This is a genomic window from Pseudomonas sp. ADAK13 (genome assembly GCF_012935715.1).
GTDB lineage: Bacteria > Pseudomonadota > Gammaproteobacteria > Pseudomonadales > Pseudomonadaceae > Aquipseudomonas.
In genome coordinates this window covers 800,685-813,108 of sequence record NZ_CP052860.1, presented here as the reverse complement: position 1 = coordinate 813,108, position 12,424 = coordinate 800,685, and the positions used below count along the sequence as shown (strand labels likewise).

Genomic DNA, 12,424 nt, shown 5'->3' with positions numbered 1-12,424 from the left:
GGGCGCTTTTGAAGCCTGTTTCCTGACAGCAGCGGGTCATTTGTACACTGGCGTTACTTCATATTGCAATGCGCGAGGGCGGGCGCAGGCCAGGGTACGTCGGTTTCAGCGGGCTGCCGGAGGGCGTTGAAACATTTCCTGATGTTTCTTCATGCCCTGGCCTGATGCCGCTGGATTCACACGACGAACGTTGCTGGCGCTGCTGCCTGGGGCGGGCCATAGTTTTTGTCCGAAGCGTTCAGCCCACAATAAAGAGACTGGCCATGACCAAGACTCTCCACCACCGTGCCTGCCATCTGTGCGAAGCCATCTGCGGCCTGACACTGGAAACCACCCAGGGCGAAGACGGGAGCCTGGCGATCACCTCGATCAAGGGCGACCCCCTGGACACGTTCAGTCGTGGTCATATCTGCCCCAAGGCCGTGGCCCTGCAGGACATCCAGAACGACCCGGATCGCCTGCACCAGCCCATGTTGCGGGTGGGCAGTGAATGGCAGCCGATCCCGTGGGACGACGCCTTTGCGCTCGTAGCCGAGCGCCTCGCGGGCATCCAGGCACGCCATGGGCAAAATGCGGTGGCGGTGTACCAGGGCAATCCGAGCGTGCACAACTATGGCCTGATGACCCACAGCAATTACTTCCTCGGCCAGCTCAAGACCCGCAATCGGTTTTCCGCCACCTCCGTGGACCAGTTGCCCCATCACCTCACCAGTCACCTGATGTACGGCCACGGCCTGTTGCTGCCGATCCCGGACATCGACCATACCGATTTCATGCTGATCCTCGGCGGCAACCCGCTGGCGTCCAACGGCAGCATCATGACCGTACCGGACGTGGAGAAACGCCTGAAGGCGATCCAGGCCCGGGGCGGCAAAGTGGTGGTGATTGATCCGCGCCGCAGCGAGACGGCAGCGATGGCCGACCAGCATCTGTTTGTGCGCCCGGGTGGCGATGCGGCGCTGTTGTTCGGCTTGCTCAATACGCTGTTCGCCGAGAACTTGACCCGTGACAGTCACCTACCGGTCGACGGCCTGGATGAAGTGCGCCAGGCCGTGGCCGGGTTCACCGCCGAGGCCATGAGCCGCCAATGCGCGGTGCCTGCCGAGCAGATCCGCCAGTTGGCGCGGGACTTCGCTGCGGCTGACAAGGCGGTGTGTTATGGCCGCATGGGTGTGTCGACCCAGGCCTTCGGCACGCTGTGCCATTGGCTGGTGCAGTTGATCAACCTGGTCACCGGCAACCTGGACCGCGTGGGCGGCGCCGTGTGCACTACGCCGGCAGTCGACCTGGTCGCCTCCACCTCCGGCGGGCATTTCAATCGCTGGCAGAGCCGGGTTTCCGGGCGGCCAGAGTACGGTGGCGAGTTGCCTGTGTCGGCATTGGCTGAAGAAATGCTCACCGAGGGTGAAGGACAGATCCGCGCCCTGGTGACGGTGGCGGGGAACCCGGTGCTGTCCACGCCCAACGGCCGGCAACTGGAGCAGGCGCTGGATGGGCTGGAGTTCATGGTCAGTGTCGACCTGTACATCAATGAAACCACGCGCTATGCCGACCTGATCCTGCCGTCCACCTCGGCCCTGGAAAACGATCACTACGACACCACGTTCAACATGTTCGCAGTGCGCAATGTCACCCGCTTCAACCGCGCCATCCTGCCAAAACCCGAGGGTGCGTTGCATGACTGGGAAATCTTCGTCGGCCTGGCCCAGGCGTTTGCCGCGAAAACCGGTCATGCACTCAAGCCCACCATGCCGCCCGCGCAGATGATCGACTTCGGGCTGCGGGCCGGGCCTTATGGCGATACGTTGTCCATTGCCGCGCTGGCGGATCATCCTCACGGCCTGGACCTCGGGCCGCTGAAGCCGAACCTGGCGGGCCGCATGAAAACCGCCAATGGCCATCTGCAGGCGGCGCCGCCGGTGATCCTCGCCGACCTTGCGCGTTTTGCCGCACAGCCGGTGCCCGAGGTGAATGAGTTGCTGCTGATTGGCCGTCGCCATGTGCGCAGCAACAACTCCTGGATGCATAACTACCACCGACTGGTGAAGGGCAAGCCCCGTCACCAGTTGCTGATGCACCCCGACGACCTGGCCCACCGTCAGCTTATTGATGGGCAGCGAGTGCGCGTGAGTTCGCGCATCGGCATGATCGAAGTGGAGGTGTTGGCCAGCCGGGACATGATGCCCGGCGTGGTCAGCCTGCCTCACGGTTGGGGCCACGGCCGTCCGGGCGTGCAGATGACCATCGCCAGCGGGCAGCCGGGGGCGAGCGCAAACGATCTGACGGACGAGCGGCAATTGGATGAGCTGTCGGGTAACGCGGCGTTGAATGGCGTGCCGGTGCAGGTGGCGGCGGCGTAAGGATTGTCTGTCGGGGAGTCCGAGCGTCACGCTGGGGTTTGCGTTACAATGCGCCACCGTGCCGACCCATGAGTCGGAAAGTTCCAGCCGAGGTGTTCCATGGATATCATCGAAACGATCAAAGAGCAGATTGCCAACAACACTATTCTGCTTTACATGAAAGGCGCACCTAACGCGCCTCAGTGTGGCTTCTCCGCAAAGGCTTCCCAGGCAATCATGCAATGTGGCGAGAAATTCGCCTACGTGGATATCCTGCAGAACCCGGAAATCCGTGCCAACCTGCCGAAGTACGCCAACTGGCCAACCTTCCCGCAGCTGTGGGTGGCCGGTGAGTTGGTCGGCGGTAGCGACATCATCACCGAAATGGCCGCTGATGGTTCGTTGCAGGCACTGATCAAAGACGCAGCAGCCAAGGCTGCGGCGAAGACCGAAGCCTGATTTTTTCCAGGCTGCGGCAATAAAAAGCCCCGCTTCTCGAAAGAGAGCGGGGCTTTTTAGTGGCCGGGAACTAAGGGTTATTCACCCATCTGCGATTGCAGGTAATTCTCGATAGTCACTTTGTCGATCAGGCCGATTTGGGTTTCCAGCCAGTCGATGTGTTCTTCCTGGTCTTCAAGGATATCTTCCAGCAACTCGCGGCTGCCGAAGTCGCCCTTGGTTTCGCAATGAGCGATGGCGGCCTTGAGGTCGGTGTGGCTCTTGCGCTCGAAGTTCAGGTCGCAGTTGATCATTTCCTGGGTGTGCTCGCCGATGTTCAGCTTGCCCAGGTCCTGCACGTTCGGCAGGCCTTCCAGAAACAGGATGCGCTTGATCAGCGCGTCAGCGTCCTTCATGGCCTTGATGGATTCTTTGTATTCACGCTTGCCCAGCTTTTCCAGGCCCCAATCGTCATACATGCGTGCATGCAGGAAGTACTGATTGATCGCGACCAGTTCATTGGCAAGGATTTTGTTGAGTTGCTGGATGACTGTAATGTCGCCTTTCATGATTGGGGTCCTGCCCTGTATTAGCTGTATATAAGGCGGAGTTTGAGCGGCGTATTGACTACTGTCAAACCTAAGTTATTGAATAATAAATGAAAATTAATCGGAATAAGAATGTTTGTGTTCCGCGTCTTGGCGCTAACTGTTTGAATTTCGGGCATAAAAAAACCGGACACTAAGTCCGGTTCTTTAAAACACGCCAATTATGCGTGTGTAAATTCTGCTGAGTAGGGGATCGCAGCCTGGGCAGTTTGCAGCTGCGTCAGGGTTTCCCGTACCACTTGCTTGGCGAGGCAGGCACATTTGCCGCATTGGCTGGCCACGCCGGTGGTTTCACGTACTTCCTTGTAGCTGCAGCAACCTTCATAGATCGCTTCGCGGATTTGTCCGTCGGTGACGCCAGTGCAGAGGCAGACATACATAAGGGAGAACCATCGCGGTTTAAGGCTTAAGTGCGACGGATCTTAATGTTAACGAGAATGATTGTCAAAGTAGTTTCACAAGGCTTGCTGTTTGCAAGCGGGCTCACTGACGAACGGCTTTTTTCCGGTATGATGGTCGGTCTTCACGAAGCGTGATCGCGTCACAGGCCTGTCGTTTAGCTGCGGCACACTGGGGCGGATCCTTTTACTTCAGTCACCACCATCAGGAGATACCCAATGAGCGTACTCGTCGGCAAACAAGCCCCGGATTTCGACGTACCCGCCGTCCTCGGCAATGGCGAAATCGTAGACAGCTTCAAACTGTCTGAAGCCATCAAAGGCAAATACGGCCTGGTGTTCTTCTACCCGCTGGACTTCACCTTCGTCTGCCCTTCGGAGCTGATCGCTCTGGATCACCGCATGGACGATTTCAAGGCGCGCAACGTTGAAGTGGTAGCCGTTTCCATCGACTCCCATTTCACCCACAACGCCTGGCGCAACACTGCCATCAATGATGGCGGTATCGGCAAAGTCAAATACACCATGGCTGCCGACATGAAGCACGACATCGCCAAGGCTTACGACGTTGAGTCCGAAGGCGGCGTGGCTTTCCGTGGCGCATTCCTGATCGACGACAAGGGCGTTGTCCGCTCGCAGATCATCAACGACCTGCCGCTGGGCCGTAACATGGAAGAGCTGATCCGTCTGGTCGACGCTCTGCAATTCCACGAAGAGCACGGCGAAGTTTGCCCTGCCAACTGGAAAAAAGGCGACAAAGGCATGAACGCTTCGCCAGAAGGCGTTGCGGCTTACCTGACCGAGAACGCCGGCAAGCTGTAAGTCGGATTCGCGGGACAAAAAAACCGGCCTGAGAAGGCCGGTTTTTTTATGCGCGGGGTTTGGCTTCAGTCGTTGAAGTCTTCCCAGCCGCCCATCTGTTTCCAGCGGTTGACGATGCCGCAGAACAGCTCGGCCGTCTTCTCGGTGTCGTAGCGGGCCGAGTGGGCTTCACGACCGTCGAAGTCGATACCGGCGGCCTGGCAGGCTTTGGCCAGCACGGTCTGGCCATAGGCCAAGCCAGCGAGGGTCGCGGTGTCGAAGCTGGAGAACGGGTGAAACGGGTTACGTTTCATGTCCAGGCGCGCCACAGCCGCGTTGAGGAAGCCCAAGTCGAAGCTGCTGTTGTGGCCCACCAGGATTGCGCGTTTGCAGCCGTTGGCCTTCAACGCCTTGCGCACGCCACGGAAGATGTCGGTCAGCGCCGCTTCTTCACTGACGGCCATGCGCAGTGGGTGATCGAGCTTGATCCCGGTGAACTCCAAAGCTGCGGCTTCGATGTTGGCGCCTTCGAACGGCTCGACGCGGAAGAAATGGGTGTGTTCCGGGAACACGAAACCCTGTTCATCCATGCCGATGGTCGTGGCGGCGATTTCCAGCAATGCGTCAGTGGCGCAATTGAAGCCGCCGGTTTCTACGTCGATAACGACCGGGAGGTAGCCACGGAACCGCTCGGCCATCGGGTGACGGGAACCGCCACCACCGCCGCCGTGTTCCTGGTCGTCGTCGTAATGGTCTTCACTCACGGGTGTTCCTCCAGCAGGCGCCAGCGCAGTGTTTCACCGGCGCGCAGCGGGATAACGGTCAGCTCGCCAAACGGCAGGCTGGTGGGGGCGGTCCAGTCTTCACGGACCAGGGTAATGCGGTCGGTATTCGCCGGCAGGCCATAGAAACGCGGGCCGTTGAGGCTGGCGAACGCTTCAAGCTTGTCCAGCGCGTTGCGTTGTTCGAACGCTTCGGCATACAACTCGATCGCCGCATAGGCGGTGTAGCAACCGGCACAACCGCACGCTGCTTCTTTGGCGTGTTGGGCGTGGGGCGCGGAGTCGGTACCGAGGAAAAATTTCTCGCTGCCACTGGTGGCGGCATCCAGCAGCGCCACCTGGTGCGTGTTGCGCTTGAGAATCGGCAGGCAATAGAAGTGCGGCCGAATCCCGCCCACCAGCATGTGGTTGCGGTTGTACAACAGGTGATGCGCGGTGATGGTCGCGCCGACGTTAGCCGAAGCCTCGGTGACGAACTGCACGGCATCGGCGGTGGTGATGTGCTCGAACACGACCTTGAGGGTCGGGAACAACTCCACCACGCGGCGCATGTGCTCGTCGATGAAGATCTTTTCACGATCGAATACATCGACATCGCCACGGGTGACTTCACCGTGGATCAGCAACGGCATGCCGACTTCCGCCATGGCTTCGATGGCCGGCAGAATCTTGTCGATACTGGTTACGCCGGAATCGGAGTTGGTGGTCGCACCGGCCGGGTACAGCTTGGCGGCGTGCACGAAACCGCTGGCCTTGGCATGGCGAATTTCTTCGGGCTGGGTGCGGTCGGTCAGGTACAGCACCATCAACGGTTCAAAGCGGCTGCCGGCCGGTCGTGCAGCAAGAATGCGCTGGCGATAGGCATCGGCTTCCGCGGCGTTACGCACCGGAGGTACCAGGTTAGGCATGATGATGGCGCGGCCAAACGTGCGCGCTACATCGGCCACGGTTTGGGGCAACGCAGCACCATCGCGAAGATGAATATGCCAGTCGTCGGGACGCAGCAGGGTCAGGCGGTCGGACATTGGGGATTCCAGGCGGGTCAATCTGGTGGGAATGCTACCGGAAAAGACTCTTGCAGGCACTCGCTATCAAGTTTTGCAGGATGCGACCGATATCCCTGGGTATGCCTTAACGATGTATGACGCCTTGATGTGTTGTAGAAACCAGTGGAGCCTCCCGTGCGCCAGCATTATCTAGCCCTGCTCAGTGTGTTCGCCAGCCTGCCCGCGATGGCCCTCACGTTCCAGACACGTCTGGAGAATATTGAGTGGAAAGTGGAGGGCGATAAATTCGAGTGCCGATTGAGCCAGCCGATCACCGATTTCGGTACGGGCGAGTTCGTACGCCGGGCCGGCGAGCAGGCGACGTTTCGTCTGAAAGCCTTTAACGGTTCGATGGGCGGCGGTTCCGCAACCCTGCTGGCAGCGGCTGCGCCGTGGCAACCGGGACGTGGTGATATCAACCTGGGTGCAGTGCGGATCGGTAGTGGCGATGTGCTGTTTAATAGTTCCCAGGCCCAGGCGGGACGCTTGTTTACCGGCCTGCTTGAAGGTCGCAGCCCGACGGTGCGTCACTATAGCCGTGAGGGTGGTTACTCCGAAATCCGCCTGTTACCGGCGAAATTCAGCAAGGCCTACAACGACTACCAAATGTGCACCACCAAGCTGCTGCCGATGAATTTCGAGCAGGTCAAACAGACCGAGGTGGGCTTCCCGGGTGGAGGCATTGAACTGGACGCGGCGGCCAAGAAAAAACTGTCGGTGATTCTCGAATTCCTGAAAGCCGACCCTACGGTCAATCACATCGAGTTGAACGGTCACTCCGACAACAGCGGAAATCGCCTGACCAACCGTGATGTTTCCCGGCGTCGTGCCCTGGCGGTGATGGACTACTTCAAGGCCAATGGCATTGAGGAATCGCAGATTACCCTGCGCTTTCACGGCGAAAGCTACCCATTGGCGCCGAACACCAACCCGGCCAACCGGGCGAAAAACCGCCGGGTGAATATTCAACTCGAACGGGTGGCAGCCCCCGAGAAACCGGCTCCACAGGCCAAAGCGCCGGGCAACGCCGCCGCCACCTCATAAGGTCCGGCGTTTCGTCGCCCGCTCGACATAATCTGTCGCTTTATCTTCATTTGCTGTCGCGCCTCTGTAATTTCACGGTTTTGGTCGGTAGAATCGACGCCTTTCCGTACAACCCCGTGGAGTGATGGCATGGCCGACGTAAACAAGGTCGTTCTCGCGTATTCCGGCGGCCTGGACACTTCGGTGATCCTCAAGTGGCTGCAGGATACTTATAACTGTGAAGTGGTGACCTTCACCGCTGACCTGGGTCAGGGCGAAGAGGTCGAACCTGCACGTGCCAAGGCGCAAGCCATGGGCGTGAAAGAGATCTACATTGACGACCTGCGCGAAGAGTTCGTCCGCGATTTCGTTTTCCCGATGTTTCGCGCCAACACCGTCTACGAAGGCGAGTACCTGCTGGGTACCTCCATCGCACGTCCGCTGATCGCCAAGCGCCTGATCGAAATCGCCAACGAAACCGGCGCCGACGCCATTTCCCATGGCGCCACCGGCAAGGGTAACGACCAGGTGCGTTTCGAACTGGGTGCCTACGCCTTGAAGCCAGGCGTAAAAGTGATTGCTCCGTGGCGCGAATGGGACCTGCTGTCCCGTGAAAAGCTGATGGACTACGCTGAAAAGCACGCCATCCCGATCGAGCGTCATGGCAAGAAGAAGTCCCCGTACTCGATGGACGCCAACTTGCTGCACATCTCCTATGAAGGCGGCGTGCTGGAAGACACCTGGACCGAGCACGAAGAAGACATGTGGAAATGGACCGTCTCCCCGGAGAACGCTCCTGACAAGGCCCAGTACCTGGAACTGACCTACCGCAACGGCGACATCGTCGCGCTGGACGGCGTCGAAATGACCCCGGCCACCGTACTGGCGACCCTGAACCGCATCGGTGGCGAACACGGTATCGGCCGCCTCGACATCGTCGAGAACCGTTACGTGGGCATGAAGTCCCGTGGTTGCTACGAAACCCCGGGCGGCACCATCATGCTGCGCGCTCACCGCGCCATCGAGTCCATCACCCTGGACCGTGAAGTGGCTCACCTCAAAGACGAGCTGATGCCCAAGTACGCCAGCCTGATCTACACCGGCTACTGGTGGAGCCCTGAGCGTCTGATGTTGCAACAGATGATCGATGCTTCCCAGGTCCACGTGAACGGTGTCGTGCGCCTGAAGCTGTACAAGGGCAACGTGATCGTGACCGGCCGCAAGTCCGACGAATCGCTGTTCGATGCCAATATCGCCACCTTCGAAGAAGATGGCGGCGCCTACAACCAGGCGGACGCGGCAGGCTTCATCAAGCTGAACGCGTTGCGCATGCGCATTGCGGCCAACAAGGGTCGCAAGTTGTTCTGAGTGTTTTAAGTTGCAATGAAAAATGGCCCCTTTAAGGGGCCATTTTTTTTGGCCGAAAATACGCAAGAAATCATTATGGATGATGTGATGTTTATCGTTCGGCTCAAAAAATCCAGTCCTGAAGGATGCGGAGTGGAATGTTTATGTTTTTACGGGGGCAATGTTTATTAGTTTCGCTCGATAAGTGATGCATTGTTGAAAGTGGCTTTTTTTTCTTGTGTGCAGGAACTATGTACTACAGAAATTTCACTCAGAAATGTACTGCGAATATGTCGGATGCTGACATGGCTGTAGGATTTATGGAGCGTAACTAATTATGACGAATGGAACTTTAAAAAAACCGGTTTCACCCCCGAATCACAGGTTTTTCGAGGAGGCACAAGGGGTATTTGCTGAAACTTGTGTACGGCACGTTTACGCTGTCCCCGGTAATCCTGGGAATTTTCACTCAAAATATTATTGTGCTCGGAAAGTTCTGAAGGCCTCAACAAAACTGGATACCTCCGGGTTGGCGTTTTTTTGTAGGTTAAATCCGATGTCTCTGTGGGTTGGGTCTCTGCTTGCTGTTGCTTGGGGGGGAGCACTATGCCCAGCGTGAAACGACTAGGCTATTGTGCTTACTCTTAATAATTCGAACAGCGAAATTGGACTTGCCCATGAATAAAGTGCTGATCGTGGATGATCATCCCGTCATTCGTCTTGCTGTGCGTATGCTAATGGAACGCCATAGTTATGAGGTCGTTGCCGAGACCGATAACGGTGTCGATGCCTTGCAACTTGCACGGGAGCATATGCCGGACATTGTCATACTGGATATTGGAATTCCCAAACTCGATGGCCTGGAAGTTATATGTCGGCTGTCCTCTACCAAACAGGCCCATCCGTTCAAGGTGCTGGTGCTGACGTCCCAGGCGCCCGGGCATTTTTCCATGCGATGCATGCAGGCGGGGGCTGCGGGCTACGTGTGCAAGCAGCAGGACCTCACCGAGCTGTTGAGTGCGGTCAAGGCGGTGCTGTGCGGTTACAGCTACTTCCCCAACCAGGCGCTGAATTCGGTGCGCTCCACAATGGGCAACGCCAGCGAAGCCGACATGGTCGAGCGCCTTTCCGGCCGGGAGATGATGGTGTTGCAGCAACTGGCGCGCGGCAAGACCAACAAGGAGATCGCCGATGGCATGTTCCTGAGCAACAAAACCGTGAGTACCTACAAGACGCGCTTGCTGCTCAAGCTCAACGCACGCTCCCTGGTGGACTTGATCGAACTGGCCCAGCGTAACGGGTTGGTGTAGGTCGGCCACACATTACATACATGTCTAGTCCTGAAATAGGTTTACACCTGTTTCAGTCTCAAAACGCCCGATGCACCGCATCGGGCGTTTTGTATTTCAGGGATAAGTGCGGCCGCTCCCGGTTGTAGATTTGCACCGACTCATCCACCATTTTCACTGCATCCGCCAGGTCTTTAGGACGATGCAGCAAAAACTCAGTCTTCAAAATCCCATTTATCCGCTCCGCCATCGCGTTCTGATAGCAATCATAACCGTCAGTCATTGAGCATCTGATTCCATGCCGGGTATGCATCCGTTGGTATAAATCGGAGCAGTACTGGGCTCCGCGATCTGAATGATGAATGAGCGGTTGATTGGATTTTCGCTGACTAACAGCCTTCTGCAGCGCCTTGACCACCGACTCCGTATGCAGGCTGCCGTGCACATGATGACCCACGATTTTGCGTGAGTACGCGTCTGTTATCAGGCTAACGTAAGCGACACTTTCCCGCGTTGGGAGATAGGTAATGTCTGCGACCCAAACCTGCTCAGGTCTGCTGGCTACAACTTGTTCCGGGCCAGCTTTGAGTAGGTTGGGGTGACGGCGGAAGCGATGATGGCTATGCGTGGTTTTATGATAAGCACGTTTGCGAGGGACCAGCTCTCGCGCCTCTCGCAAGATGGAAAACAGGCGGTCTCGACCGACACGTAGCGCCGCTGTGGCTTCAATTACCATCAGATGGTGCAGTTTGCGCGTCCCAAGCCTCGGCTGGCGGCGACGCTTTTCCAGAACGAATTCCACGACTTGCTGGTCTTGGCAAACTCTCGCGTCAAAGGCTCGGTTGCGCTTGTAATACGCTTGGCGCGAAATGCCCATAAACAGGCAAGCCCTGCTAATGCTCAGGTCTTGGATTTGCCCTTGCGAGAGGACTTGCCGGGTCGCTTTTTACGATGGACACACCGTAATCATTTTTCAAGACGTTCACGACAGCTTCAAAGAACTGGGCCTTCTGATTGCTCAGCGCCAACTGTTCTTCAAGCTCTTTGATCCGCTGTTCGGGTGTCAGCGGGAGGTTGGGGTCGGTCATCGGCCTGCTCCGCGGCGCTCGGATTGAGGCGCCTTGGCTCCAGTTCTGTCGGCCATGCTTGCGTAACCAAACCAGTACCGTGGACCGGCCTTGAATGCCAAAGCGCCGTTGAGCCTCTTTATAACTCAACTCGCCTTTTTCGACTTGATCTACGACTGACAATTTAAAAGCTAGCGTGTAATCGCGCTGGCTCCGCCTTTTTCCCGTATCCATTGAATCCTCCTGAAGATCGGTCAGAAGGTGTAAACCTTATTCAGGACGGGACAACAGTCGGAAAAAAGCCTCCGCAAGGGAGGCTTCTGCTTGTCGTTGGTACGATTAGAGGTCGAAGTCGTAATCGGCCAACTGTTTTTGCAAGCGCCGCTCTTCCAGAAGGTTGTCGATGGTGCGGCGTTTGCTCAAATTGGTCTTGGCCACCTCTACCGGTGCTTCTGCTGCATCATCGTCGGATTCAGCGCCAACAACGTCGTCTTCTACATCCAGTTGTTCTTTGCCAGTGCTCATAACGTTAACTCCAGGCTAAGACTGCCGTTGGCGCTCCTTATAACGATAATCCCGGGCCTGGTAAAAAAGATTTTTTCAATCGACTCATCGATAAAAGCAATGAAGGCTCAATCGTCGGAAGTCTTTTCCTTGTATTCGCACAGGTCTTCGATGCGGCAACTGCCACAGCGCGGCTTGCGGGCCTGGCAGACGTAGCGCCCGTGAAGGATCAACCAATGGTGTGAATCCAGCAGATACGGCTTGGGAACAAACTTCATCAGTTGTTTTTCCACCTCCACCACATTCTTTCCGCGGGCGATGCCGGTACGGTTGCTGACCCGGAAAATGTGCGTGTCCACGGCCATGGTCAATTGGCGAAATGCCGTATTGAGCACCACATTGGCGGTTTTGCGTCCTACGCCCGGGAGTGCTTCCAGGGCTTCCCGTGTCTGCGGCACTTCGCTGCCATGCAGCTCCACCAGCAGCCGGCATGTCTCGATGACATTCTTCGCCTTGCTGTTGTACAGGCCGATGGTCTTGATGTACTCGGACAGCCCCTCCACCCCAAGCGCATAGATCGCCTCCGGGGTGTTGGCCACGGGATACAGCTTGGCGGTGGCCTTGTTGACGCCGACGTCTGTGGACTGGGCCGAGAGAATCACTGCGATCAGCAACTCGAACGGCGAGGAATAGGCCAGTTCGGTCTTCGGTTCCGGATTGTCTTCGTGAAGCCGGCGGAAAATTTCCAGGCGTTTTGCGGCGTTCATGGGGCGAGCGGTTCC

General features: G+C 57.4%; 13 protein-coding genes. 6 read left to right on the top strand and 7 right to left on the bottom strand.

Annotated elements, in window-relative coordinates; all coding sequences use genetic code 11:
• Window positions 1–263: 263 nt before the first annotated feature.
• A complete protein-coding gene (locus HKK54_RS03945; protein ID WP_169386198.1) occupies window positions 264–2,360 on the top strand; it encodes a molybdopterin oxidoreductase family protein in 2,097 nt (698 codons plus the stop codon).
• 99 nt (window positions 2,361–2,459) lie between these two features.
• Complete coding sequence (grxD, locus tag HKK54_RS03940; RefSeq protein ID WP_003208710.1) at window positions 2,460–2,798, top strand: Grx4 family monothiol glutaredoxin; 339 nt, start codon at window positions 2,460–2,462, stop codon at window positions 2,796–2,798.
• Window positions 2,799–2,875: 77 nt separating this feature from the next.
• Here grxD and bfr read toward each other — a convergent pair whose 3' ends face one another.
• Together bfr and HKK54_RS03930 are read right to left on the bottom strand one after the other, a co-directional pair.
• A complete protein-coding gene (bfr, locus tag HKK54_RS03935) occupies window positions 2,876–3,346 on the bottom strand; it encodes a bacterioferritin (protein ID WP_010170157.1) in 471 nt (156 codons plus the stop codon).
• 200 nt (window positions 3,347–3,546) lie between these two features.
• Window positions 3,547–3,765 carry a bacterioferritin-associated ferredoxin gene (locus tag HKK54_RS03930; protein WP_003208706.1) on the bottom strand — a complete coding sequence of 73 codons (219 nt, stop codon included), beginning with the start codon at window positions 3,763–3,765 and terminating at the stop codon, window positions 3,547–3,549.
• A 237-nt stretch (window positions 3,766–4,002) separates the two neighbouring features.
• Here HKK54_RS03930 and HKK54_RS03925 point away from each other — a divergent pair, with 237 nt between their 5' ends.
• Window positions 4,003–4,605 (top strand): peroxiredoxin, encoded by a 603-nt coding sequence (locus HKK54_RS03925; protein WP_003172097.1) that lies wholly within the window; start codon window positions 4,003–4,005, stop codon window positions 4,603–4,605.
• 65 nt (window positions 4,606–4,670) lie between these two features.
• Here the strand turns inward: HKK54_RS03925 and rnt are convergent, their stop codons facing one another.
• Window positions 4,671–5,348 carry a ribonuclease T gene (gene rnt / locus HKK54_RS03920; RefSeq protein WP_010170149.1) on the bottom strand — a complete coding sequence of 226 codons (678 nt, stop codon included), beginning with the start codon at window positions 5,346–5,348 and terminating at the stop codon, window positions 4,671–4,673.
• Complete coding sequence (pyrC, locus tag HKK54_RS03915) at window positions 5,345–6,391, bottom strand: dihydroorotase (protein ID WP_010170148.1); 1,047 nt, start codon at window positions 6,389–6,391, stop codon at window positions 5,345–5,347. The genes rnt and pyrC overlap by 4 nt, the downstream gene beginning before the upstream one ends.
• Window positions 6,392–6,547: 156 nt before the next feature.
• On the opposite strand from pyrC, the gene HKK54_RS03910 reads away from it, so the two are divergent.
• The 3 genes from HKK54_RS03910 to HKK54_RS03900 all read left to right on the top strand — a co-directional run bounded on the left by HKK54_RS03910 (window position 6,548) and on the right by HKK54_RS03900 (window position 10,092).
• Window positions 6,548–7,456 carry a flagellar protein MotY gene (locus HKK54_RS03910; RefSeq protein ID WP_010170147.1) on the top strand — a complete coding sequence of 303 codons (909 nt, stop codon included), beginning with the start codon at window positions 6,548–6,550 and terminating at the stop codon, window positions 7,454–7,456.
• A gap of 129 nt (window positions 7,457–7,585) precedes the next feature.
• Window positions 7,586–8,803, top strand: coding sequence for an argininosuccinate synthase (locus HKK54_RS03905; RefSeq protein ID WP_003208700.1), 1,218 nt, complete (start codon window positions 7,586–7,588; stop codon window positions 8,801–8,803).
• A 656-nt stretch (window positions 8,804–9,459) separates the two neighbouring features.
• Window positions 9,460–10,092, top strand: coding sequence for a response regulator transcription factor (locus HKK54_RS03900; protein WP_003208698.1), 633 nt, complete (start codon window positions 9,460–9,462; stop codon window positions 10,090–10,092).
• Window positions 10,093–10,150: 58 nt separating this feature from the next.
• Here HKK54_RS03900 and HKK54_RS03895 read toward each other — a convergent pair.
• The 3 genes from HKK54_RS03895 to nth all read right to left on the bottom strand — a co-directional run bounded on the left by HKK54_RS03895 (window position 10,151) and on the right by nth (window position 12,409).
• Window positions 10,151–11,372, bottom strand: a protein-coding gene (locus HKK54_RS03895) for an IS3 family transposase (RefSeq protein WP_169386197.1) whose coding sequence is annotated in 2 segments (ribosomal slippage) — window positions 10,151–11,018 and window positions 11,017–11,372 — 1,224 coding nt in all. Because the reading frame shifts where the segments join, the coding sequence is not laid out codon by codon here.
• A gap of 105 nt (window positions 11,373–11,477) precedes the next feature.
• Complete coding sequence (locus HKK54_RS03890; RefSeq protein ID WP_003208696.1) at window positions 11,478–11,663, bottom strand: PA3496 family putative envelope integrity protein; 186 nt, start codon at window positions 11,661–11,663, stop codon at window positions 11,478–11,480.
• A gap of 107 nt (window positions 11,664–11,770) precedes the next feature.
• On the bottom strand, window positions 11,771–12,409 hold the full coding sequence (gene nth / locus HKK54_RS03885; RefSeq protein ID WP_010170146.1) for an endonuclease III: 639 nt from the start codon (window positions 12,407–12,409) through the stop codon (window positions 11,771–11,773).
• Between the last annotated feature and the right edge of the window lie 15 nt (window positions 12,410–12,424).